Source organism: Ekhidna sp. (genome assembly GCF_965227465.1).
Classification (GTDB): domain Bacteria; phylum Bacteroidota; class Bacteroidia; order Cytophagales; family Cyclobacteriaceae; genus Ekhidna.
This window is the reverse complement of sequence record NZ_OZ245746.1, coordinates 1,378,347-1,402,776: the sequence shown is the minus strand read 5'-3', so window position 1 is coordinate 1,402,776 and position 24,430 is coordinate 1,378,347. Positions and strand designations below refer to the sequence as shown.

Sequence of the window (24,430 nt, the reverse complement as noted above, 5' to 3'; positions counted from 1 at the left end):
TCAAAATATGAAGTATTACCTCACTATCACGTTACGTAATTTCCTCCGCCACCGTGTCTCCTCACTTGTAAATCTAATTGGACTGACAACCGGACTTACCTGTGCCTTCTTTATCTACCTATGGGTACAGGATGAATTGAGTGTGAATAAATTCCATGAAAAAGACGACAGACTTTTTCGAGTAATGGAGTTTCAAACCTATTCGAATGAGATGTTCGCAACAAACTCCACTCCCGGAATACTTGCAGAGAACTTAAAGCTTGATTTCCCAGACATCAAATATGCTGCGACTACCACGTGGATAGGTAAGTCACTATTGTCTTACAATAATGATAAATACTTCAAAGAAGAAGGATTTCACGTTGGCGAGGATTATTTCAATATATTCAGCTATCCCCTACTTGCAGGCAATCCAGATGATGTGTTGAAAGATAAATCCGCTATTTGCATTTCAAGGAAACTTGCCGAGAAATTTTTCGGTGATGTCGAAGCTGCTGTTGGCAAAACACTGCGATATGAAAATGATCGGGATTTTCTGATTACCGGAGTATTTGAAAACATCCCCAAAAACTCTACCTATCGATTCGATTTTGTCTTGCCTTTTGAGGATTTCAAAGATGAAAATGACTGGGTAACAAGTTGGGGCAACAATGGCCCTCACACCTATGTAATCTTGGGGGAAGGAGCTGTACAACAATCCGTTACAGAAAAAATATCAGGATATGTGAAAAGTAAGAATGAGGACGGTGACAGCAATGTCGACTTGTTTTTGAAAAAATATTCTGAACAGTACCTCTATGGCAAATACACGAATGGTGTGCAGGATGGCGGACGAATTGAATACGTAAGGCTATTTTCAATAATCGCCATTTTTATTTTGGTTATTGCATGCATCAATTTCATGAACTTATCGACAGCTCGAGCCTCTAAAAGAGCTCATGAAGTAGGTGTAAGAAAGGCCATTGGTGCAGATCGAAAAACACTGATCAAACAATTCATTGGAGAATCGCTTTTGATCACATTCGTTTCTATGGTGTTCGCGTATTTGTTGGTGCTGCTCCTATTGCCACAATTCAATTTTATAACAGATAAAGAAATTTCTCTGGTTCTTACTCCTCAAATTCTGCTTTTCTCGGTGACCACTGTGGTCCTTACAGGTCTCATGGCCGGTAGTTACCCTGCACTCTACCTTACTCATTTCAATCCGGTTAAAGTGTTAAAAGGAGAAATCAAGAGTTCTGCCGGAGAGGTATGGGCACGAAAAGGGCTTGTCATCTTCCAGTTCACTATCACCATCATATTGATAGTTGGTGTCACTGTCATACACAAGCAAACTCAATATGCATTCACGAAGAACTTGGGTTATGAGAGAGACAATGTGGTTTTCTTTAGTCAGGAAGGAACCATTCAGGATAAACGAGAGGCATTTTTCAATGAACTCAGAAATGTACCAGGAGTAGTATCTGCTGCCGGAACCAGTCACACGCTGCTCCATCAAATGAATAATACCAGTGGATTAGACTGGCGAACGAAACAGCCGGAGGAGCGGATATTATTTGAAAATATTCGGGTGGATCATGAATTTCAAAAGACCATGGGAATGCAAGTGATTGCTGGTCGGTGGTTCGACAGACAATTTGGTTCAGATAGCACCAAAATAGTAATGAATGAAGCAGCAGTTAAGGTTATGGGCTTTACCCGTGAAGAAGCGATTGGAGAAACGATCAAACTTTGGGAGGAATACGATTTACAGATAATCGGAGTACTGAAGGATTTTCATTATCAATCAATCCATAGAGAAGTTGATCCTGCATTCTTTTGGCTGGGCAATACCTGGAATGTAGCTGTAAGGCTCGAAAAGGGTAAAGAAGTTCTTGCGATGACGGAGGTACAACAACTCTATGAAACATTCTGTCCGGGATTCATATTTGAATACGAATTTCTTGACAAAAGCTATCAGGAACTATATGAATCAGAAACAAGAATTGGAACACTCTCCTCTTACTTTGCAGGATTTGCCATTCTCATTTCCTGTCTTGGATTATTTGGCCTGGCTACTTTCACCGCAGAACGCAGACTAAAGGAAATTGGAATCAGAAAAGTACTCGGTGCGTCTGTTTCAAATATCGTAATGATGTTGTCAAAGGACTTTACACGCTTGGTAGGCATTTCAATTATCATCGCAGTACCCATCTCCTATTACTTCATGGATAAGTGGTTGGAAAGCTTCGCATATAAAATTGATCTCAGCATTTGGATATTCGTCGGTACGGCTATCATTTCACTAGTCATAGCCTGGTTGACGGTAAGTTCTCAGGCATTAAGGGCAGCACATATTAATCCTTCAAATTGCCTGAAAGATGAGTAAATATTAATCCCGAACTAATTGTTGAAACATATGCGATACCTGCTTTGTCAATGGCCCAACTGTACCATTGCCAATGGGTTTACCCTCCACCTCAACTATCGGACAAATTTCTTTTAGGGTGCTACAGATAAAAACTTCATCTGCATTTACAAATTCAGAAACGGAAATGTCTTTAACGGAAACATCAATCACTCCATCGCAAAGGTTTAAAACATTCTTACGGGTTACTCCCGGTAAAATGTTTGAAGAAGGGGTTGATAAAAGACCATCCGTTATGACAAACACATTGCTTCGGGATGCTTCACTGATCAAATCATCATGATGATAAATCACATCGATAGCTCCAGCCGCAATTCGCTTTTTATGTAGCAGGTTACTTGTCAGGTAGTTAGTGGTTTTAATGTGCGGGTATTCACGTAAATAATCGTGCAAAATGACACTTGCATATGGTGCTGGTCTGTGATTGGAAAGATCTGATTGCGTAATGAACAACAATGGATTCAGCTCCAGTTCAGATTCATTTCCGTCTCCCAGCAGTACGATTTTAAATCCTGAATCATTGAGCTTGTTCCAGTCACGTAACATATCCAAGGCCTCTCGAATCTCATCCTTGGAAATAATTTCCGAGAGTCCCATGAATTTTTGAGATTGCTCAAAACGATCCAAATGATCTTCCAAAAAATAAAATTTCTTATTTCGCATTCGAAAAAAATCGAATGCACCAAAACCTCTAAGTACGCCTAAAGTATGAATAGACAATGAAGCTTCTGCTTCATCCATGATACTCCCTTTAAAATAACAGTAGGCCATTTTAGTATAATTAAGCATTTAATTTACTCCCGATTTATCACAATTGTCTTTATTTGAAAGGTGAAAGTCATTGTCATCGGAGGTGGAGCAGCCGGCTTCTTTACTGCCATCAATATTGCTGAAAAGCACCCCAATTTTCAGGTAACAATTCTGGAGAAAACCAATAAACTCCTGCAGAAAGTAAAAGTATCAGGAGGCGGAAGGTGCAATGTGACCAATGAACGAAGTAAACCTTCTGAATTGGTCCATTTTTATCCAAGAGGTAATAAAAAACTGCACTCCGTTTTTAAACGGTTTACGACCTCAGATACGGTTACCTGGTTAAATGAACGGGGTGTGGATACAAAGGCCGAAGTGGATAAACGTATGTTTCCAACGACCGATTCCTCCCAGACGATTATTGACTGTTTCATGTCGGAAACTCAGCGATTGAATATCAACATCATTCAAAATCAATCACTTACAGCACTGCATGCGAAAAATCAGCAATGGGAAATTCACACTGCAAAGGATGTTTTTTTAGCAGACAAGGTGGTTGTGGCAACCGGCGCATCTCCGGCGACCTGGAAAGTATTGGAAAGTCTTGGATTGGAAATAACTTCATTGGTACCCTCACTTTTCACATTTAATATTACAGATGATCGATTGAATGATCTGCAGGGAATCTCTTTTAATGAGGTCCAAATTAAAATCGTGAGTACTAAACTGGAGGAGTCAGGTCCTCTTCTTATTACGCATTGGGGACTTAGTGGTCCGGCTGTGCTGAAGCTTTCTGCTCGGAGCGCTTACGAGTTGGCTGAAAGAAAATATCAATTTGAAGTACTTGTCAACTTCGTGGGAATTAAACCGGGCGAGGTAAAACAACATATTAGAAACTATCAGGAGGCCAATCCTAAACGCAAGGTCATTAACTATCCACTATTTGACCTACCGAAACGATTTTGGGAGCGAATGATTCACTATTGTGACATTAGTGAGGAGACTCCTTTTACCGAACTCTCAAAAAAACATGTCAATAAGCTGGTGGAAGAGCTATCTCAAGGGCGATACTCCGTAACTGGTAAGAGTACTTTTAAAGATGAGTTTGTTACCGCGGGTGGAGTGAAATTATCGGAAATTGACTTAGACACTTTCGAATGTAAGCGTTACCCGAACCTCTACCTTGCAGGTGAAGTACTGGATATAGACGCGCTGACTGGCGGTTTTAATTTTCAGGCCTGCTGGAGTGCAGGGTGGGTGATTTCGGAGAGTGTTTGTTAATCTTTTGGAAAGTTTCAAACTTTCCAAAAGTTGCAACTACTATATTTAGCAAATGGAGCAAGGCGTCTTCTACCATATTTACAATCATCCAAACGGGTCGGAAAATCTATTCCGTTCAGATGAAAATTATCATTTCTTTCTTCGTCAATGGGCTAAATACATTGAGCCAGTTGCGGACACATATGCATACTGTCTAATGTCCAATCACTTCCATGCCTTGATTCAAACTAAAATCTTTGCGCCTCCATTTGGGAAGTACGAGACATTTCAAAAATATGCTAGTAAGCAATTTTCCAATTTCTTCAGCAGCTACACACAGGCGTTTAATAAAATGTATGACCGAAGAGGGAGTCTGTTCATGCCAAATTTCAAAAGAAAAGAAATCAATTCTGATGCCTACTTAACGAAAAAGATACAATAGAAATACGTGATTTAATTAGGATGAGAGAGTTCCTGAAATTAAACGGATCGTATTACCTGTTTGATAGTATCAATAATAGCGGAGAGTATATCCGATTAATTAAAGAAAAGAACTTTAACGAAAAAGTGGGATTACAAGTAGGCATGCTTGCTCCTGACTTTGCTTTTAAATCAGCTTCCGGTGATACCTTAAACACTACAACGATGCATAACAAACCTTTGATAATCGCTAACACATGTGGTTGTGGAGGTGATATAGAATCTCCAAAGGCATATTTTGAGATTAGGAATACATTTCAAGAAGAAGCCTATGTACTAAGATTGGATTCATTTTCAGAAAATCCATCAGACGAATGGACAATCAATATGAAAGACGTGTATAACAAGGACGCCTATCATAAATTTCGACAGGCATACTGTTCAAGAATTTGTTATGTCATAGGACAGAACCAAAGGATTCTCGATAAACTCTTGATAACAGATTGGAAAATGGATCTTCCAAAACTCTTCAATAATTAATGAAACGATAACGAACGCCAAAATAAATATGCATGCTTTCATATCTGCAGATGAAAGTTATGTGACGTTCAATCTTGTAGGTCTCGAAAAAATTGGCGCCATGCACATACCTTTCAGATACAATTAAAGTAATTGCTCAACTCCAAAGCAGACCTTTCTTCTGACCAACATTCACATTTGATAATTTTATGCGAAATTACATGATTCAACCAGTCACCAACCATTATGAAATCACCTGTAAAATCGATCAGACCCTTTATCGGGGCTAGAGATTACATTCAATCTCGAAAATTTTATTTAGCATGGGGGTTTGAGGAAATCGTAACCTCACCTAAAATGTCATTTTTTCACCTTAATGAAACCGGATTTTACTTACAAGACCACTACGTCAAAGATTGGGTAGATAACAGCATGCTGGTCCTCGAAGTTGATGATTTAACGACCTATTGGGAAATATTAAAAGGAAAGAACCTGGATCAGAAATTCCAGGGAGTTAAGTTGGTAGAGCCTACCTCCTTTGATTGGGGCCAGGAAGGCTTCATTTTTGATCCGTCAGGCGTGTTGTGGCACGTGGCAGAGTTTGCCCGCTAGCAAATTTCGATCTCCTGCTCCTTAAAGGTGACTTTATCTCCTTTGCGGAGCTTCTTTCGGCGCTGTTTTTCTGTTTCACCATTGACAGAGATCAGTCCTTCGTCAATCAACTGCTTAGCCTCCCCTCCTGATCCGGCTACCTGCATGATTTTCAACAACTTATTTAATTCTATAAAATCGTGCCCTTCGAGTTCAAATGTTTGCATGCTGCAAAGGTAATCGTAGCGCTACAAAAATTATTTTTATGATTAATTCTTAAAAATAGAAACATATCTCTTATTCTTGCCGTACTATTAATTCTTAAAAGTAGAAAGTAATACTACTTCGTATTCGAATGTCATTTCGACTGAAAGGAGAAATCTTTAAAAAGGAATCACTAAATCATATTTGGAAGATTTCTCACAGATGCTCGAAATGATACTAAACCAAAGAAAAGCAGACAAACCATGAAAGGATACATCGGAGAATTTGAAGAGCTTGTGCTCCTCACAATCGCCAACTTGGCGAAAGATGCTTATGGAGTAGCCATACTCAATGACATTACTGAAAGAGCTAATCGAAAGTTGAGTATTGGTGCATTGCACTCCACGCTCACACGTTTGGAAGAGAAAGGATATATCTCCTCCTACCTGGGCGAACCCACTAATGAACGAGGTGGAAGACGGAAGCGCTATTTCGAGCTGACGGATAGTGCAGTGACAGAGCTAAACAATATGAAAGCGCTCAGAGATCAACTTTGGGCAGGATCTAAAGTCAATCTTTCTTTAAAATGAAACACTCTTCAAGCCCACCAAAACTGGCTGAAAAGCTGCTGAAATGGTATGCAGGAAAAGCAGACCTGGAGGATATTCAAGGAGATCTGGATGAGGTCTATGGACTAACCCTTGAACATTCAGGCAAGCTAAAAGCAGACTTCAAATACTGGGTTCAGGTACTTTCCCTACTGTTTTCTTACGGACTAAAAAGGCGGAAGTCAAAAGCCGCCTACTCTTCTTTCTATCACAAAAACTCATTTGCTATGCTAAAAAATTACTTCAAGATTGCTATTCGCAATTTCTCTAAACACAAGCTATTCACGTCGCTAAATATATTCGGTTTAGCACTTGGAATGTGTATCTGTTTACTGGCACTCTCTATCTCAGTTTCCATTTATCAATCTGATGAATTTCAGGAAAAAAAGGACCGCATTTACCAATTAAATACCTTCATTGAAACGGATGATGAAACTAAAACTTTTGGCTCCACATTTCCAGCCGTCGGAAATTTCCTGAAAGAAGAATATCCTTTCATCGAAGAGGTAGTACGATTCAATTCCGAGCTAAACCTGGAGGTCAATCATAGAGGTAACATGATGAATTTCAGTGGGTACTTCACGGATCCAAGTTTTTTCGACACATTTTCTTTTCAGCTAATAGCCGGAGATCCTAATACCGTATTATCCAAACCGTTTGATATTGTAATTACGGAAAAAGTAGCTGAGGTTCTGTTCAAGGATCAAAACCCTATTGGTAAGGTGTTGGAGACTGATCTTGGTAGCTTCAACATTACCGGTGTTATCCAGAATTTGAAACAAACTCATTTCTTTTTTCAGATGCTTACCTCCTATTCTACTTACGAGCAGATGAGAAGTGAACATCCCAACAATGACTGGGTGAACTATCGAAACAACTACGTCTATTTAATGCTACAACCTGACGTAAACAATGGTCAGCTAGCCTTAGCTTTAGAGCAGACTGCTAAAAAAGCCAGCCAATTCAACCCAACAAAAGCTATTGAAATTGAATCAATTGAGTTAACCAGCGTGGTTCCTCGGTGGAACATTAGTAATGCCATAGGTATCGGTTGGGATGAGCCTTCCTTGATTTTCTTTATGTTCGTGGGTCTCCTGGTATTGCTTCCCGCAGTGTTTAACTATACCAACTTGTCCATCGCTCAGTCATTGAAAAGAGCAAAAGAAATTGGGGTTAGAAAAGTGGTTGGTGCGGAAAAATTCCAAATCAAAGCTCAATTTATTGTGGAAACCGTCCTTCTCTCAGTTTTAGCATTGATTGGATCGCTTTTGATTCTATATCCGATGAAGGAAGAATTTCTAAGTATGATCATTGCCGCTGAAGTGTTGGATACAAGTCCGAGCTTTGCCCAAATTCTTACCTTTCTCATTTTTGCTATTTTGGTTGGCCTATTCGCAGGCATATTTCCAGCTCAGTATTTCTCAAGGCTTAATCCTATTCAAACGATGAAAGGAGAAATCATCAATGGAAAAAGTAGTGTCTCGGGATTCAAAAAGGGGCTCTTTGTATTTCAATTCTTCTTATCTCTTGTTTTTGTCATTGGTGTTCTTGCCATAGTTCGACAATACAGTTTCGTTCTCAATAAACAGCATGGATTTGAATCGGACAATGTACTGACCGTCCCTTTTGAAGGTATCGACAAACAAGTGGCTATCCATGAGTTGAGTAACCATCCAGATGTAAAAGTAATCACTACTTCCTCTGATCTTCCCGGACTATTTCTATCCAATGAAGTTAAAGCTACCTCCAACGATCAGGATACACTCGATTCCTATCAGGTATTTATTGGAGATGATTTTGTGGAAAACTTGAAAATGAATCTGGTCTGGGGTAATAGCAAAGAGCTAGCTGCATCAAACCAAAATGAGGAACTCGTATTAGTTAATGAACAATTTCTTAAGTCAACAAAGGTTTTTAACCTACAAAAAGACTCGCTTCGATTTACTCTGGAAGACGGCACAAGATGTCGAGTTGCAGGTATATTGGAAGACTTCAACTTTGAGCCGTTAAGTCAACTAATTAGCCCGATAATGTTTCGATATGCGCCCGAAAAGAGTCACTATGCCCTTCTGACTGTTAATAGTTCAAACATTAAGCGCACCATCAATGAACTGGATGCCATCTGGAATGGAATAGATCAGGAAATTAATTTCAAAGCCAGTTTTCTAGATGACGAGATCGAAGAAGCCTATTACTTCTTACGGGTACAAATTAAATTCTTCAGCGTGCTGAGTATTCTAGCGATTACCATCTCATGTTTAGGGTTGCTGGGAATGGCTTCCTACACTACCGAAAACAGAACTAAAGAGATTGCAGTAAGAAAAATCATGGGTGCTACAAACAGGAACCTGTATTACCTCTTGACCAAAGATTTCATCAAACTGATTATGATTTCAGCACTTATTGCAATTCCGGTTTCTTATGTATTTTATGATAAACTATTCCTGTATTTTCTTCTTAGATATGGATCGGGCCTGGGTGTGCTTGAGGTCCTTGCCGGCATCTTGTTTTTATTCCTTGTCGGCTTATCTTCCATCTATTGGCAGGCTTCCAAGGTGACGAAAGCCAATCCGGCTACTAAGTTGAGGTATGAGTAATAGGAAGTCATTGCGAGCAAAGCGAAGCAATCCTTTAATTCAAGAGATTGCTTCGATCCTTTCGTCACTCGCAATGACGTTAATATCTTAGTCCTATGCCCAACGCATACTTTCAATTTCAGCAGTTCAAAATAGATCAGGCAAAATCAGGGATGAAAGTAACTACGGATGCCTGTCTTTTTGGGGCTTGGGTAGCGAGTGAAATCAGTCGGCAAGATGATCCTAACCGGATTTTAGACATTGGAACGGGTACGGGACTGCTATCCTTAATGCTTGCACAGAGAACAAAGCATAGCATTATTGATGCGGTAGAAATTAACGAATTAGCATTCGAAGAAGCTCAATCAAATTTTAAACAATCTGATTGGAAAGAGCGCTTGAATGTCTACCAATCTGCCATTCAGAACTTTGTATCTGACCATAAATATGATATCATCATATCCAATCCCCCCTTCTTCGCACAAAGTCAAAAGGGACTCTCGGAAAGTAAAAACCAGGCCTTACATGCCTCTGACCTTTTAGCGGAGGAGTTGCTAATATCAATTGGCAAGTTTCTTACGGAGAATGGATCTTTCTATTTGCTGTTTCCTGAGAGGGAAATGGATCAATTTATTGAACTAGCTGAAACCGGAAAGCTGTATTTAAGAAAACTGGTAACTGTCAGAAACAAAGAAGGGCAAAACGTATTTCGGAAAATGGCTACATTCACTTTTCGAAATGAAAAGACTGCTTTTGAAGAAAAAATTATCCGAAGACCAGACGGAAAATATACGGATGGATTTTGGAGCCTATTGAAGAGCTACTATCTGGACTATAATAATCCATCTTTGTAATAATTATTTTCATGCACGTACTAATTAAACATGAAGCTCAATCTACCCAAAGAAAGACATGCGCTCACAGCCAAGGAACATAAGAAGTATCAATCCCTGACAAATCTGATAGTCGCATTGAACGAAAAAGATTTGACAGAAGAATTTATCTCTCAAGGCAATGCTGAAATAGCAGCGTTAGACAAGATCGATGATTCAAATCCAAGCTTGTCTAAAGCAATTAAGAAAACACAAACAAAAATCTATAACCGAGCAGTCAGCAAACTGAAATATGTAAGCAAAGGATACTACACTGCCTTGTGGATGTCGTTGGGAATGACAATGTTTGGAATTCCCTTTGGTACAGTGTTCGGTATTGTACTGGATAGCATGGCTTTTCTTAGTGTCGGACTGCCAATAGGCTTGGGTATTGGGCTTGCCATAGGAGCCAGTATGGATAAAAAAGCAGAATCTGAAGGAAGAGTGATCTAACCGGGCCCGAATTCATCATGCTATATACTCAATTCATCGAAACACTAACAGGCCCCTGCGGGGTTTTAGTCATTTCCTCGTCTAAATCTTAAATACAAGATGATATGACTAAACTATTCTTCTCTCTTACTCTTCTTTTTATATTCTGTTCGTGTGAAAATGCTGATGAAGAAATCGCTCTAAACATAGATCAAGATGCCATTCTATCTCAATTCTCCGGAACAATTAATCTCAAAGATCTCCCCAATTATGAAAATCAGGAGATGCCTGCTTATATAAGAAAGGATAACACATCTTCCAATCCAATCACCAACGAAGGTGCTGTACTTGGAAGAGTATTGTTCTACGATAAAAACCTTTCTGTAAATAATACGATTTCTTGTTCCAGTTGTCATCAACAAGCCCTTGCCTTTGGAGATGATGCGATAGCTTCAGATGGGGTTAATGGAACAACCGGAAGGCACTCCATGAGATTAATAAATGCACGGTTTTCACAAGAAAGCAACTTCTTCTGGGACGAAAGAGCCAATACTTTAGAAGATCAGAGTACCATGCCGATACAGGACCATGTCGAAATGGGCTACAGCGGGGAGGATGGCAATGAAGACATCAATGGGCTTTTGGAAAAGTTAGAATCAATAGACTATTACAATGAGCTTTTCGCTTTTGTGTATGGTGATGCTAATGTCACCGAAGAGCGGATGCAAAATGCGCTAGCTCAGTTTATCAGAAGTATCCAGTCTTTTGATTCAAAATATGATATCGGAAGAGCCCAGGTAAACAACGATGATTCCAACTTTCCAAATTTTAGTGAACTTGAAAATGAAGGTAAAAATTTGTTTATGGAAAGAGCTAATTTTAACAATAATGGAGTAAGGGTCAGCGGGGGGATTGGCTGTAACGTGTGCCACCGTGCTCCCGAGTTTGACATTGACCCAAACAGTGCCAACAATGGTATCATTTCCTCACTTTCATTTCCAAATGAACTTGATACAGACATAACTCGATCACCATCACTAAGGGATTTATTTAACTCAACCGGCCAATCTAACGGCCCCATGATGCATACAGGATTTACTAATGATTTAAACGAAGTTTTAGCACATTATAACAATATACCTGCTAATGGAAACGGGCTTGATAGAAGATTAAATCCACAAGGAAATCCTCAAAATCTTGCTATGACTAATTCAGAAATGGATGCGGTTATCGCTTTTATAAAAACGTTAAGCGGTTCGGATGTGTATACCAATGAAAAATGGAGTGATCCGTTCAATTAATTTCTGCAATGGAACAAATAGTGGCTAGATTCGGTTTTTACCGTTCAACATTAATATGTTCTCATTAAAAAACAACTATGCTAGGATTATTTAATAAGAGTAAAAAAATAAAACAGTTCATGGAAGATGGAGCCTCCATAATTGACGTACGATCTAAAACTGAATTTGAAGGAGGTCATTTAAGAAACTCAATTAATATCCCACTAGACAGTATACCTAAACAATTAGGAAGTTTGGATAAAAATAAACCAGTCATTACATGTTGTGCATCTGGTATTCGTAGTGGTCAAGCGAAACGGATGCTAAAAGCCAACGGCTTTAAGGTTCTGAACGGTGGCGGTTGGATGAGTCTGGAGAAATACGATGTGTAATCCCGTGCATGATTTGACCAGAGAAACTCCATAAGTAATTTGCTTACCTAAATAGATATCTTGAATTATTCTCCAGTAATTCTTGACTAAAGTAGAATTTTCGTTTTAATAGTTTCTACTTCTTTTTTTGATGTTTACTTAAACATCTATTCCCCTTGTTAGTTAGTTAGGTATTAAAAATTAAAACCATGAAAACAACTAACTATTTATTGACATTATCATTAATATTCGTATTTGCATGCGGAGGTGGGGGTTCTAAAAATGAATCTACTTCTGAAGCCTCAGAGGCAAACACAGAAGCTACTGAAGAGGCATCAGCTACTGCTAATGAAGCAATGGGTCAGGATATTGTAGCACTTGCTTCTGGCACAGAGTCACTTTCTACACTAGCGACTGCTTTAACAGCAGCTGACTTAATAACGGCTTTGAAAGCTGAGGGTCCTTACACCGTATTTGCTCCTACCAACGATGCATTCGCAGCGTTACCAGAAGGCACTCTTGAGAATTTATTAAAACCTGAGAATAAGGACCAATTGGTCAATATTCTAACGTATCATGTCGTTTCAGGTAAAGTGATGTCTACAGATCTTGTAGATGGTATGGAAGCCGAAACTTTGAATGGAGCTAAGGTTACGATCAGTTTAGCAAATGGAGCACAAGTTGAAGGTGCAAATGTCACATCAGCTGATATTGAAGCATCAAATGGTGTAGTTCATATTATCGATGCTGTACTCATCCCGGCAGACAAGTAAACACTACTAAATCCAAATAGTATTAAAAATACCCTCCGGACGGAGGGTATTTTGTTTTCTCTTTTCTCATAATTTATTAAAACCATGGTGCTCCTCTTTTACGTAGTTATCCAATATCAACGAATAATTAATGACTCAGCCTGAAGGACGAATTACCCTTGACATCAATGCGCCAGCCCCCGTATTTAAGCTTAATGACATATTTGACAGAGAAATAGATTTATCTAAATACAAAGGAAAAAAAGTATTAATTGCATTTTTTAGACATGCGGGCTGCCCTTTTTGCAATACCCGGGTCCACAACCTTCAGAAACATCACAAAGATTTAAAATCAAAAGGGCTGGAGATGATATTTTTTTTTGAGTCTAAGAAGGAGTTGCTAAAGTCCAGCAACTTTCACAGCTCTATATCTCCAATTCCATTGATTGCAGATCCAGATAAAGTCTATTATGACGCATATGGAGTTGAAAGCTCATCTTTAAAATCTGCAAAAAGCCATTTTACCTCTTTCTTTCAAAAGATATTTGAAGCAAAGAAAAAATCGTTACCTGTTCATTGGATGGCTGGAAATGAATCCATAAAAACCATCCCTGCAGAATTTCTTATGGATGAACGAGGAATCATTCGTAAAGTACATTATGCTAAAGGACTAAGAGATCGAATGTCAATAGATATTATTAAGGAGTTTGCAACCCGTTAATTCACTTTAAGCGCCTCGCTCAATTGCCAGATGGATCAGTTGGTCTAACAGGTCAGAATAATTTACGCCTTCCTGCTCCCATAATTTCGGATACATACTAATATTGGTAAAACCCGGAATCGTATTTACCTCATTTACAAGTATCTCCCCATCTTCAGTTAAAAACATATCGACTCTGGACATTCCTTCACAATCCAATGCCTTATATGCCTTTATAGCCGTTTGCTTTAGTTCAGGTAAGTGCCTTTCATCCACATTAGCTGGAATAACTATTTCGGCATGAGATGACGAGGTATATTTCTCTTCAAATGAGTAAAAATTGCCGGACCTCACTTCCCCTACTCCAGTTGCTTTTGGAGATTGATTTCCTATTACTGCACACTCTAATTCCCGCCCCTTTATACTCTCCTCAACTAAGATTTTTCGGTCATATTTTAATGCATCATTAACCGCTTTTAACCATTCTGTTCCGCTAGTTACCCGATGAACCCCTACAGAGGAGCCCATATTTGCAGGTTTTACAAAAACAACATTTCCTAACTGCTTTTTAACTTCGTCATAGGTAGGAATAGTTTCCCCTTGATGAATCAGTCTCCACTCTGCCACCTTTATCCCACTATCTCTAAGTAGTCTCTTCGTTACGTCTTTATCCATTGATGTAGCCGATGACAAAACACTTGGGCCCACAAATGGAATCTTCAACAATTTTAGCAAACCTTGAATGGTGCCATCTTCTCCGTTTGGTCCATGCAAAATAGGAAATACAACATCAAAAAGCCCCAGGCTACTTTCTTTGAGTTGAAAGGGATCCTTTTGTCCTGGAACAATTATCACTTCTTTTCCCTGATTGGTTATCTCATCAGCAATTTCACGTTCCTCAATAAGCCGCCAATCTCCTTTTTGGCTAATACCAATCAAGGTCATTCGGTATTTACCTTTATCAAGTGCCTTGAGAATATTCTTTGCAGACCTGATAGAGATCGTGTGCTCAGGAGATTGTCCTCCACATAAAATAAGTAGATTTTTCATCCGCTAGTTAAATTAAAGAAGGCACACATCATTTCAATCATAGATTTCTCTTAATTCAAAATCCTCTCCTTTACCATATTGAATGAGATCACTCATTAAGTAGCTCTCTAACGAGAATAAATCCTTTAAGCGATAGTCATTTCTACCAACTACCTCTTGAAGAAGAAATTCACTTTTCTCTCCGTAATTGATAAGACGATACTTCTTACCTACTCTCATACTTGAAAATGCAAGTCCACTCATATAAAGGCAATATTATTCAGCCAATTTTGATTTATTTTTACTTTATGCAAAAAATAATATTACTCCTACTTTCTATTTCACTGATCGGCGTATCAGGATGTAAAGACGATGATGAATCGGGTTCATTTGTGGGTGTTTGGGTTGGGGCATCCGTTACTGTGACAGATTGTAATAATCCAATAAATAATTCAACCACTACCCGTTCATGTGATGAAACTAGATGTTATCGGCTGGAACTAAATGCAGATGGAACATACAGCTTTCAGGAAGGCCTTCCCGTTCGTACCGGAACATGGACAGCTAGTGGAGGTTTGGTTTTATGTGTTGAAGAGGATGGAGAGGAGATATGCGAAACGCTTGAAACAACGGTAAATAGCACCACATTGACCATCTCCTCAACAAATGAGGCCAATGGGTGTATTACGACTCAAATATTTTCGCGTCAATTTGGTGAAGAAATCGACGACCAGTAATGGACCATCACTCCCATGAGTCTAAAATTCACGGCGAGAATAAGGTCTTTAGCAAGATCCAGGACTATTTAGGCGAATTTGTCTATGGTGGAATAGACGGTAGTGTTACCACTTTTGCTGTTGTTGCCGGATCTGCGGGTGCAAACCTGGAGAGTTCCATCATTATTATACTTGGCTTTGCAAATCTTATTGCTGATGGTTTTGCAATGTCAGTCGGCAGTTATTTGTCCACCAAGTCAGAAAAAGAAAACTACTTAAAACACAAAGCCATAGAATACTGGGAGGTAGATAACCTTCCGGAGAAAGAACGAGAAGAAATACGAGAAATCTATGCTTCTAAGGGCTTTGAGGGTGAACTTTTGGAGAAAGTTGTAGAAGTCATCACTGCCGATAAAGACCGATGGGTGGATATCATGATGAAAGAAGAACTTGAAATGGCCGAAGAAACTAAATCTCCTTTAACCATGGGGGCTATTACATTTCTTAGTTTCATCTTACTTGGCTTTATTCCCCTGCTCATCTATGTAATTGACTATTTCAGCACGGTGGAATCAAGCCTCTTTACTATCTCATCGGTATTGACCGGGCTATGTTTTATTGGAATCGGACTACTTAAAAGTGTGGTTACCGGTACTAAAAGAATTAAGAGTATTCTGGAAACGCTGCTCCTAGGTGGAGCAGCGGCTACTCTATCTTATTTTGTTGGAGATTTTTTAGAGCAAATGATCAATTGATCATTGGGAGACAAGATCTCCCATGTCATACTCGTATTCAATTTTTAGATTGCCCTCCTGATCGTACCACCTTGCGATTCCGTCAATTTTACCATTCACATAGTTTGACTCTTCCATCATAGTACCATCCGTGTAAAATTTTTGCTGTGCACCATGCAGGACGCCATTACTATAATTTTTTCTCTCGGCAATTTTTCTCCTTTTGTAAATAAGATATTCTCCGTTAAGCTGATCCAGGTAGTAAGAAGCTTTTGTTTGAACATATCCGGTGTTATCAAAAATCAGCTCAACACCTTGTTTTTTCCCTTTGTGATACGTGGTGATGGACTGAACTTTGCCATCTGAATCATAACTGGTCCATGTCCCATGATACAAGCCATCCAGCAAGTCCCCCTCTCCTACAGTCATCTCTCCTGACTTTACTAGTGCTTTTTGCAGGCCAGGTATTGCTTCATAATCTTGAATGATAGCTCCAACAGGTACTTGACTTGTCCCCGTTTCAGTTGTAATTGTGGAGTCTGAATCTCCACATGAGATGAATACTAGTGCTAAAATCCAAAAACAGTTTTTCATTTTCTCTTAAAAATTTTAGGTAAAACTTCATTTTCAATTTTATCCCTATTGTTGAAAACAACATAAAGACCACATAGAAATACAATCATTGCATAATAAAACAGTTGTCCCTTATCTCCCATTACCTCTATTCCTAATACGGTTAAATGCATACCAATGGCTCCTATCATTAAACCAACGGCTAAAAATCCACCAGCCCAGGCTGTCCGAGGAATAATCAATAGAATAGCAGCAACTAATTCCATAATTCCGACAAGCCACCTGCCCCAAGGTTCCATACCCACAGTTTTGAATATGTACATAGATTCAGGTGATCCAGTAAATTTGAAATAAAGGGTTTGTCCCATTATAATAGCAGCTGCAAAACGAGCAATCAGGTAAGCAATCTTCGTTAACATAGGTGTGATTTTTTTCAACCGAAAAATTATTAAAGAATTTGAAAAAGCTAAGGAAGTTAAATAGAATCTATTGGATATATGGTGGAATAATGGGTTTGCTTATGATCATTTTGGAAGTCATCCATTATAAAACAATGATGAGAGATGTTGAGATTGAGGTTTTTGGAGGAGTCATCGGTTTACTTTTTTTAGTGTTTGGAATTTGGCTAGGAGCTAAATTTTTTAAAAAACCTTCAATCGATAAATATGATGCAGACAAACTAGGGCTCAGTAAAAGAGAAATTGAAGTATTGGAGCTTTTGGCAAATGGATATTCAAATCAGGAAGTGGCAGACAAACTATTTGTTTCTTTGAATACTGCCAAAACACACATTTCTAACATCTACTCAAAGCTAAATGTGAAAAGACGTACACAGGCAGTGCAAAAAGCACGTTATTTGGCCCTCATAACTCCTCCGAAAGGATGAATTTGACTAAATCACCCTAAAGGATGAGGAAAAATTGACAACAGATATAGTCATTTGAAGAAAAAAACATGAAACGACTTATTTACTTCGGACTATTAGCAGGAGGAATCAACATCATTGGATGGCTGGTTTTAGATTTAATTTTTCAGGGTGACGAATTTGACTTCTCCATGGGTGAAACACTTGGCTATACAGCCATGTTAATTGCCTTATCGGCAGTTTTTTTTGGTATTAAATCCTATCGGGATAAGGAACTTCAGGGGACTATTACTTTCAAAAATGCCTTTATGAAGGGATTGATCATTGTGCTCATAGCTTCTCTGATTTATGTTGTCGGATGGGAAATATATTATCCCTCCTTTGAAGCGGATATTGGAGAAAAATATGCTAATCATTTAATGCAGGAACTTCAAAGTCAGGACTTGTCGGCATCTGAAATTGCTGCAGAACGAGCCAATATGGATGTCTGGATGGAAAAGTATCAAAATCCATTGTATCGTATACCGATCACTTTCACTGAGATCTTCCCTGTTGGATTGATTGTAACACTTATTTCCGCATTGATACTAAAGAGAAAGTAGAAATATATCTAACTTTCTTTTATGATTAAGAACTTAAGTGTTTTGATAATAGCAGCCCTCTTAATGGGCTGCTCTACGCCTTCCAATGAACAAACGAATGATAATGAAAGTCAGAAGTCTATTCCACTTGTCAAGGCAGAGGGATCATTCATTCCAGAGGATATAAGATCTAATGTAACCAGCAAGCGCAGGGGTAAATTAAAAGGACTTAAATCAGACGGAGAAGCCTGGTATAGCTTTCAAGTCGTGGCTCCATTTGAAAATCTAAAAATTGTAATTACTAATTCGCGTGGTGTTACTGACTTTATATGGCCAATTGAGGATATTATATCCAATCTAGACAGCTTAAATACTGTTCAGAACATCAAGGTTGACATGGTGTTTACCGAAGAAAATGTACTTGTATTCTTTGGCGAAAGTATAAGATTTTCATTTGAGGAGAATTTGTTGGCAGCAGATACAAGAATCGAAGTTTACACAGATGGAGAGTTTCGCGACATTCCAGGGGTCTTATATGATGTTGGGGATTAATCCGAATTTTAAAGATGGATTATAAGTAAAAAGGAGAATGTTTTAGGTTAAAAACCATTAAACTTGAATAAGGGAACAAAGACGAACCAACTATAATTAACCTATGAAGTCATCAATTAAATTAATCATCCTTCTGGCATTTTCATCATATCTAATGAGTTGCACGAGCGGATCTTCTACTTCTAATGAGAAATCGAAAGAGGAACTGGCAGAAGAAAAGACCATTCATGACCTGGAAAAGTTAATGGAGGACCTTCCGGAACCTTCGCTGGTTCCATTTACACTAAAATCCATTGGTGCTGGTTTCGATAAAGCTCATATTAATTCATTGAGTAACATTGATAACTATAGAAGCTCAAGGGATAAGATGGCCTTAAATATGGGCGTCTATGCCTCAGATATCAGCTACTTGGCAGCATATGGTCATGAAGATGATTGTATAGATTATCTAAAAGCCTCACATGAAATGGCTGAATTTCTAGGCGACTCTGCCATATATAATGAAGATGACCTTAATGAATTCAGAGGACACATTAAAGATCAAAATGAAGAAGAGATTTCCAGAATTTTAGGAAAATTATTTCTTGAGACAAGTGTTAAAATGGAAGAAGACCATCATCTTACGATGGCGGGTCTTGCATTGACCGGATCATTTGTTGAAGGTTTATATCAAGCAGTGATAACCCTCGAAACGTATCCGAATACTGCGGAAAACCAAAAATTACTTGAACCATTGGTAAAAATAGTATTGGGCGAGGAAGAAGCTTTACTAGACATCATTGAGGTGCTCAATGACCTTCCTTTTGATGATACCATTGCCGATATGATTACAGAGCTGTCAATCCTGGACAGACTTTATAAAGGCGATCTTCAGGAAATAGAAGAAAAAATGCAAAGTGATCCTGATTTCGTTTTAACAAGAGATGTGATGAGAGACATCACCCTGGAAGTTAAAAGAGTCAGACAAAGAATTACTGAATAAGCAAATTCCTTTTAATTTTTAGGTCATACTAACATATCATTCAATGATAAGCAGAACTCTCTGTTTGATAATTTCTAGTCTAGCATTAATTAACGTTTATTCTCAGGACATACTGAAAGACAAGTCGAAAAATACTGGTCTTTATGGTAATTTTAGTTCATTCCGAAAAAACAGTCCTTCCAGCCTCGGAGAAATAGAATTTATCAAAAGAAAAAATGGCTCAGTAAAATCATTATTTATTAATGGAGACTCAATCAAGAATAAGAAAATCATAAAAGATTATTGGGGATTCTGTAAAGACGATACAATCTATTTTAATGTATACGCTCCTTGGAATACCATGAATGAAGAACGAACACCGCTAAATCCTTATGCGATAATATTTCAGAAAGGCTATTATTTCATCGCCGCAGTAAATACCGTTGACTCAACTACACCAGCCGTAATAGGAGGTCTGGCTGCTGGTGCCTTAGGAGGTTTAGTTGGCGGATTAATTGCAATGGCGGAGGCGAGTGGAAAAGGTGATATTGATGACGCTGCTTCTGCACTAAATAATCCAACCAATCGCTTAATTGTAATAAATCATCAAACCGGTCAACCTAAGATTGCTAACATGATTTCCTTGCCATTTTTAATTGGGAATGATAAAGATTTACTTACTCAACTCAATCAAGAATTAGCCACTTCTAAAGTAAGGAAACACGAAGAACTGAAATTCGTTTTTCGATATTTATCTCTTTATAATGAACGAAATTCTGACTCACTCATTTTTAATGAAAAGGAATTTTGGCCTGAGGTTACCTTAGTTCGAAAAGCAAAAAAGCAGGCCTCCGAATCAATCCGAGTATATTCAGGCGATAATTATCTTGGTGAGTTGACAAATCAAACCTTCGTGAAAGAAAAGGTAGCTCCTGGGCCCGATACTAAGCTTAGATTCGAAACGATTGTAGATGGTGACACGATTCAGTCTATCCAGCAACTAAATCTCTTTCAAAAGGAAAAAAAATATTTCATAGTATCACATAACATTAAGTCGCCATCAAATATCGACATTGATGAATCGGATGCTACACGAACTAAATATGCAATTCAAGCGCTTAGAAAGTAAAAAACCTCTCGATGTAATCGAGAGGTTCTGTTTGGCTTGATAAATGAGGATTACTTATCCTCTTTTTTCTTAGCAGCTGCCTTTTTGGGTGCAGCTTTCTTTGTTTCCTTTTTCTCAGCTTTAGGCTTTGCTTCTTTTTTATCAGCAGCCTTCGGAGCAGCTTTTTTCTTAGGAGCAGCCTTTTTTACTTCCTTTTTTGGAGCATCTGCTACCTCAGCTTTTTCAGCTTTAGGGGCAGCTTCCTTCTTAGGAGCAGCAGCTTTTTCAGCCTTAGGTTCTACTTTCTCAGCCTTTGGCTCTGCTTTTTTAGACTTGGCCTTATTAGTAAATTCAGCCTTAATCTCTTCTATGTCAACGTTTTTGATAGTGGGAACCGAATTCAATCGCTTCATCGTGTTCACCCTATTCTTAGCGACATTCTTATTTTTTCTTCCTTTTCTTTCTAATCTTGTTACGGCCATTTTCTTGGTCTTCTTACGTGAAATGAGCCGCAAATTTAGGTTATTATGTAGTTTTGTCCAAAACGAAAATTGAATGTCTAAAAGTAAGCCTTCACTTCCCCGAGGCACACGCGATTTCGGTCCCGAAGTTTCTGCCAAACGTAGCTTCATCATCGATAAAATCAAGCAAAATTTTATCACGTATGGTTTTAGCCAACTGGAAACTCCGGCGATGGAAAATCTCTCTACGCTTACAGGAAAATATGGCGATGAAGGAGATCAACTACTTTTTAAAATTCTAAACTCAGGTGATTACCTAAGCAAGACAACAGAAGGTGATCTACTGGAAGGCAGTAAACACCTGACATCCAAAATTTCTGAAAAAGGATTAAGGTATGACCTCACGGTTCCATTCGCGCGCTTTGTCGTGATGAACCAAAATGAGATTTCCTTTCCTTTTAAGCGATTTCAAATACAACCTGTATGGAGAGCTGACCGACCACAGAAAGGACGCTACCGAGAGTTTTATCAATGTGACGCGGATATCGTAGGAAGTAAAGGGATCTGGAATGAAGTGGAGCTTACGATTCTGCTCAAGGATGTTTTCAATGACCTAAAACTTGATGACTACATCATCAAAGTCAACCACAGGGATATATTGTTCCTGCTTGCAGAATATGTAGGATTAAAAGAAAAGGCAGTACCATTCTGTGCAGAAATCGATAAGCTGGATAAAATTGGAACAGAAAAAGTAATCGAGAACGTACTTACTTTAGGTGGAACCAAAGAAAAGGTACAAGAGGTGATGGACCTGTTATCTATTAATGATAGATCTGTGCTCTTAGATAGAGTTAAGGAAATAGATACAGACAATGAGGGTGTGAAAGAGATGATTTCCTATTTTCAATCCCTTGATCAGTTTAAAGAAAAAAATATTAACGTAGAGTTAGACCTCTCGCTCGCACGAGGACTCTCCTACTACACGGGTATGATTTTCGAGGTAAAACCTACTTCCGTAAAAATGGGAAGTATCTGTGGTGGTGGAAGATACGACAACCTTACGGGTGTCTTCGGTCTCAAAGACATTTCGGGTGTTGGAATCTCATTTGGACTGGATCGTATCTACGATGTAATGGAAGAGCTCAACCTCTTCCCGGACAAAATCACTCAGCGTCTGGAGGTTTTAATCATCCACTTCAGTGAAGAAAACCTTCAACATGGACAGAAAGTAGTTGTCAAACTCCGTGATGCCGGCATTAAGGCCGATTTATATCCTGTATCCGATAAAATCAAGAAACAATTCAACTACGCTGATAAGATACAAACTCCGTACACACTTATTATTGGTGATGATGAAATGAAATCCGGAATGTACATGCTTAAAAACATGCACTCTGGAGATCAAAATCCAATGAAACTCAATGAAATAATCCAGCTATTTAAGGGTTAACTTTACAATACTCATTGTAAAACCAATTGATGCGTCGCTGGAAACACATTTTGATTCTACTTTTATTGCCTGCTTTATCTCATTCGCAGGTTTTTAGCAACAAGGGTAGGTTTTCAGTTGAATTCAACAAAGGCTGTAGCCCACTGACCGTTAATATTTCTGAACATGACAGCTTTGGAGACGTTACCAGGCAGTATTTCTACTTTGAGGACGCTGCTGTAACAAATAGTAAAACATTTTCCTACCAGGATCCTGGGATTTATGAAATTGTCCAGGTGGTAGGTGTTGATGGTATTGAGGATAAAACAGACACCTTACGAATCGAGGTGGTAGCCTCACCAAGGCCTCTGGTTACCATTGAAAAGTGTAGCGGTAATGAGATATCAGTCACCTCAACGGATAATTATTACGATAGTGTAAGGGTCTATTTCACAGTAATCGATTCAGCAACCTTACTGCCAGGTCAAACGGCAACATTTACATTTACATCTTCTTCTAACCAGATTCTTGAACTAAAAGGGCTTTTTGATTTTGCCGATGAGGTCTGTACTTCCTTTTTCCAGGAAATCATACCGTCTGCTACCTTGGAAGCCCCAACCATTACCAGTGCATCTATAAAAGAATCCTGCGAGGATGTATTCACTCTTTACATGCAACTTGATACTATTGATACGCTGGTTAATTACAGAATCAATCTCTTACAAAGTGCGAATAGCATATCAATATTTGATGGGTTCCTTACAGGGCCCTCCTTCTCACTTTCTAACATTCCTTTCAATAGAGATAATTTTTGTGTTCAAGTAGACGCATTTGATCCCTGCAACAATTCCAGTAATATCGGAGATGAGTTTTGCGCTGAATCCAATGACTTGTCACTTTCTCCTTTTGAAACTTTATATTCCACATATACTTCCTCGGGTATTTATATCAATCTGGATCAGGTAGAATCTGGTGAATTCGCTGTATTCAGGAAACTCGAAGATGAAGCGTTTGAATCCAGACCGCTTCAGGTTGCTTCGTTTACAGATCCAATTGGCTCCCAAGGGCGCAAATATTTTTACAAAATTGATTACATGGATAGTTGTGGACAAGTGCTCTTTTCAGCAGAAACCAATCCACCACTTGTCGATGCTACCAAGGAGTCGACCAATAAATATACGATCCTTTTCACCGCACCAACTAACTCATTAACAAGCTCTCCAATAAATGAAATTCAATCAGGAAACGACTTTTCGCAGACTGTTAATGAAATATCTCAAAGCGAATTTTCCATCCAATTAGATTCAAAAGACGGGAGTCCACGACAATTTATTACTGCAACAGCCACCTACTCGGATGGCACAACACTCAAATCAAACGCTGTAACTGTACGTCACGAACTTGTCATTTATGTTCCAACGGCTTTTACTCCAAACGGAGACGGACTAAACGATACATTGGAATTATTTGGATTACCTACTGAAACAGCAACCATTAACATATACACTCGCTGGGGGCAATTAATCTATGATTCAGATCAACCAAACCCTGGATGGGACGGGATGATTAATGGAGCTAAAGCACCAGAAGGAACTTATTTATACGAAATTGTATTTGAAACAGCAAATGGAGAAAAAAGAATGCAAAAAGGTACTTTTGCATTGATAAATAAATAAGAA

The 24,430-nt window shown here is 38.7% G+C and carries 29 protein-coding genes; 22 read left to right on the top strand and 7 right to left on the bottom strand.

From position 1 onward, the window contains the following. Positions 1–7: 7 nt before the first annotated feature. Positions 8–2,368, top strand: coding sequence for an ABC transporter permease (locus ACO05G_RS06390; RefSeq protein WP_421765214.1), 2,361 nt, complete (start codon positions 8–10; stop codon positions 2,366–2,368). A 3-nt stretch (positions 2,369–2,371) separates the two neighbouring features. Here ACO05G_RS06390 and ACO05G_RS06385 read toward each other — a convergent pair whose 3' ends face one another. Beyond that, complete coding sequence (locus ACO05G_RS06385; protein WP_421765213.1) at positions 2,372–3,178, bottom strand: aminotransferase class IV; 807 nt, start codon at positions 3,176–3,178, stop codon at positions 2,372–2,374. Positions 3,179–3,238: 60 nt separating this feature from the next. Between ACO05G_RS06385 and ACO05G_RS06380 the strand changes: the two genes are divergently transcribed. From ACO05G_RS06380 to ACO05G_RS06365, 4 genes are all read left to right on the top strand, one after another. Next, positions 3,239–4,438 (top strand): NAD(P)/FAD-dependent oxidoreductase, encoded by a 1,200-nt coding sequence (locus ACO05G_RS06380; protein ID WP_421765212.1) that lies wholly within the window; start codon positions 3,239–3,241, stop codon positions 4,436–4,438. A gap of 52 nt (positions 4,439–4,490) precedes the next feature. Next, on the top strand, positions 4,491–4,859 hold the full coding sequence (locus ACO05G_RS06375; RefSeq protein WP_421765211.1) for a transposase: 369 nt from the start codon (positions 4,491–4,493) through the stop codon (positions 4,857–4,859). Positions 4,860–4,879: 20 nt separating this feature from the next. Beyond that, positions 4,880–5,377 (top strand): hypothetical protein, encoded by a 498-nt coding sequence (locus tag ACO05G_RS06370; RefSeq protein ID WP_421765210.1) that lies wholly within the window; start codon positions 4,880–4,882, stop codon positions 5,375–5,377. Positions 5,378–5,602: 225 nt separating this feature from the next. After that, the gene (locus tag ACO05G_RS06365) at positions 5,603–5,968 is read left to right on the top strand and encodes a glyoxalase (RefSeq protein WP_421765209.1); all 366 of its coding nucleotides are present in this window, start codon (positions 5,603–5,605) and stop codon (positions 5,966–5,968) included. Here ACO05G_RS06365 and ACO05G_RS06360 read toward each other — a convergent pair. Beyond that, positions 5,965–6,174 (bottom strand): RNA-binding S4 domain-containing protein, encoded by a 210-nt coding sequence (locus ACO05G_RS06360; protein WP_348281407.1) that lies wholly within the window; start codon positions 6,172–6,174, stop codon positions 5,965–5,967. The two genes, ACO05G_RS06365 and ACO05G_RS06360, sit on opposite strands and share 4 nt — an antisense overlap. Positions 6,175–6,414: 240 nt before the next feature. On the opposite strand from ACO05G_RS06360, the gene ACO05G_RS06355 reads away from it, so the two are divergent. The 8 genes from ACO05G_RS06355 (at position 6,415) to ACO05G_RS06320 (ending at position 13,763) form a co-directional block, all read left to right on the top strand. After that, positions 6,415–6,741, top strand: coding sequence for a PadR family transcriptional regulator (locus tag ACO05G_RS06355; protein ID WP_348281408.1), 327 nt, complete (start codon positions 6,415–6,417; stop codon positions 6,739–6,741). After that, positions 6,738–9,356, top strand: a complete 2,619-nt coding sequence (locus ACO05G_RS06350; RefSeq protein ID WP_421765208.1) for an ABC transporter permease — start codon at positions 6,738–6,740, stop codon at positions 9,354–9,356. Before ACO05G_RS06355 ends, ACO05G_RS06350 begins: the two co-directional genes overlap by 4 nt. Before the next feature lie 95 nt (positions 9,357–9,451). Next, the gene (locus tag ACO05G_RS06345; protein ID WP_348281410.1) at positions 9,452–10,189 is read left to right on the top strand and encodes a tRNA1(Val) (adenine(37)-N6)-methyltransferase; all 738 of its coding nucleotides are present in this window, start codon (positions 9,452–9,454) and stop codon (positions 10,187–10,189) included. Between the two features lie 30 nt (positions 10,190–10,219). After that, positions 10,220–10,660: a hypothetical protein gene (locus ACO05G_RS06340; RefSeq protein ID WP_421765207.1), complete on the top strand. Its 441-nt coding sequence runs from the start codon at positions 10,220–10,222 to the stop codon at positions 10,658–10,660. Positions 10,661–10,764: 104 nt separating this feature from the next. Further along, complete coding sequence (locus tag ACO05G_RS06335) at positions 10,765–11,940, top strand: cytochrome-c peroxidase (RefSeq protein WP_421765206.1); 1,176 nt, start codon at positions 10,765–10,767, stop codon at positions 11,938–11,940. Positions 11,941–12,017: 77 nt separating this feature from the next. Next, the gene (locus ACO05G_RS06330) at positions 12,018–12,311 is read left to right on the top strand and encodes a rhodanese-like domain-containing protein (protein ID WP_421765205.1); all 294 of its coding nucleotides are present in this window, start codon (positions 12,018–12,020) and stop codon (positions 12,309–12,311) included. Between the two features lie 188 nt (positions 12,312–12,499). Continuing rightward, complete coding sequence (locus ACO05G_RS06325) at positions 12,500–13,063, top strand: fasciclin domain-containing protein (RefSeq protein WP_421765204.1); 564 nt, start codon at positions 12,500–12,502, stop codon at positions 13,061–13,063. Positions 13,064–13,193: 130 nt separating this feature from the next. Next, entirely contained in the window at positions 13,194–13,763 is a 570-nt protein-coding gene (locus tag ACO05G_RS06320) for a redoxin domain-containing protein (RefSeq protein ID WP_421765203.1), read from the top strand. Between the two features lie 6 nt (positions 13,764–13,769). Here the strand turns inward: ACO05G_RS06320 and ACO05G_RS06315 are convergent, their stop codons facing one another. Together ACO05G_RS06315 and ACO05G_RS06310 are read right to left on the bottom strand one after the other, a co-directional pair. Further along, positions 13,770–14,792: a D-alanine--D-alanine ligase family protein gene (locus ACO05G_RS06315; RefSeq protein WP_421765202.1), complete on the bottom strand. Its 1,023-nt coding sequence runs from the start codon at positions 14,790–14,792 to the stop codon at positions 13,770–13,772. A 33-nt stretch (positions 14,793–14,825) separates the two neighbouring features. Then, positions 14,826–15,035, bottom strand: coding sequence for a hypothetical protein (locus ACO05G_RS06310; RefSeq protein ID WP_421765201.1), 210 nt, complete (start codon positions 15,033–15,035; stop codon positions 14,826–14,828). Positions 15,036–15,079: 44 nt separating this feature from the next. On the opposite strand from ACO05G_RS06310, the gene ACO05G_RS06305 reads away from it, so the two are divergent. Continuing rightward, entirely contained in the window at positions 15,080–15,508 is a 429-nt protein-coding gene (locus ACO05G_RS06305; RefSeq protein WP_348281417.1) for a hypothetical protein, read from the top strand. Then, on the top strand, positions 15,508–16,242 hold the full coding sequence (locus ACO05G_RS06300; RefSeq protein WP_348281418.1) for a VIT1/CCC1 transporter family protein: 735 nt from the start codon (positions 15,508–15,510) through the stop codon (positions 16,240–16,242). Before ACO05G_RS06305 ends, ACO05G_RS06300 begins: the two co-directional genes overlap by 1 nt. Here the strand turns inward: ACO05G_RS06300 and ACO05G_RS06295 are convergent, their stop codons facing one another. Together ACO05G_RS06295 and ACO05G_RS06290 are read right to left on the bottom strand one after the other, a co-directional pair. Then, positions 16,243–16,815 carry a toxin-antitoxin system YwqK family antitoxin gene (locus ACO05G_RS06295; protein ID WP_421765200.1) on the bottom strand — a complete coding sequence of 191 codons (573 nt, stop codon included), beginning with the start codon at positions 16,813–16,815 and terminating at the stop codon, positions 16,243–16,245. It abuts the gene before it with no gap. Continuing rightward, positions 16,812–17,231 (bottom strand): DoxX family protein, encoded by a 420-nt coding sequence (locus ACO05G_RS06290; RefSeq protein WP_421765199.1) that lies wholly within the window; start codon positions 17,229–17,231, stop codon positions 16,812–16,814. The genes ACO05G_RS06295 and ACO05G_RS06290 overlap by 4 nt, the downstream gene beginning before the upstream one ends. Positions 17,232–17,251: 20 nt before the next feature. Here ACO05G_RS06290 and ACO05G_RS06285 point away from each other — a divergent pair, with 20 nt between their 5' ends. From ACO05G_RS06285 to ACO05G_RS06265, 5 genes are all read left to right on the top strand, one after another. Continuing rightward, complete coding sequence (locus tag ACO05G_RS06285; protein ID WP_421765198.1) at positions 17,252–17,680, top strand: helix-turn-helix domain-containing protein; 429 nt, start codon at positions 17,252–17,254, stop codon at positions 17,678–17,680. Between the two features lie 68 nt (positions 17,681–17,748). After that, the gene (locus ACO05G_RS06280) at positions 17,749–18,261 is read left to right on the top strand and encodes a DUF4199 domain-containing protein (RefSeq protein ID WP_421765197.1); all 513 of its coding nucleotides are present in this window, start codon (positions 17,749–17,751) and stop codon (positions 18,259–18,261) included. 21 nt (positions 18,262–18,282) lie between these two features. Next, positions 18,283–18,792, top strand: coding sequence for a hypothetical protein (locus ACO05G_RS06275; RefSeq protein WP_421765196.1), 510 nt, complete (start codon positions 18,283–18,285; stop codon positions 18,790–18,792). A 103-nt stretch (positions 18,793–18,895) separates the two neighbouring features. Beyond that, the gene (locus tag ACO05G_RS06270) at positions 18,896–19,774 is read left to right on the top strand and encodes a hypothetical protein (RefSeq protein WP_421765195.1); all 879 of its coding nucleotides are present in this window, start codon (positions 18,896–18,898) and stop codon (positions 19,772–19,774) included. Between the two features lie 43 nt (positions 19,775–19,817). Beyond that, positions 19,818–20,882, top strand: a complete 1,065-nt coding sequence (locus ACO05G_RS06265) for a hypothetical protein (protein WP_421765194.1) — start codon at positions 19,818–19,820, stop codon at positions 20,880–20,882. Between the two features lie 50 nt (positions 20,883–20,932). Here the strand turns inward: ACO05G_RS06265 and ACO05G_RS06260 are convergent, their stop codons facing one another. After that, positions 20,933–21,343 carry a hypothetical protein gene (locus ACO05G_RS06260; RefSeq protein WP_421765193.1) on the bottom strand — a complete coding sequence of 137 codons (411 nt, stop codon included), beginning with the start codon at positions 21,341–21,343 and terminating at the stop codon, positions 20,933–20,935. 73 nt (positions 21,344–21,416) lie between these two features. On the opposite strand from ACO05G_RS06260, the gene hisS reads away from it, so the two are divergent. Then, entirely contained in the window at positions 21,417–22,772 is a 1,356-nt protein-coding gene (hisS, locus tag ACO05G_RS06255; protein ID WP_421765192.1) for a histidine--tRNA ligase, read from the top strand. Between the two features lie 29 nt (positions 22,773–22,801). Then, positions 22,802–24,427, top strand: coding sequence for a gliding motility-associated C-terminal domain-containing protein (locus ACO05G_RS06250; RefSeq protein ID WP_421765191.1), 1,626 nt, complete (start codon positions 22,802–22,804; stop codon positions 24,425–24,427). The last annotated feature ends 3 nt before the right edge of the window (positions 24,428–24,430 follow it).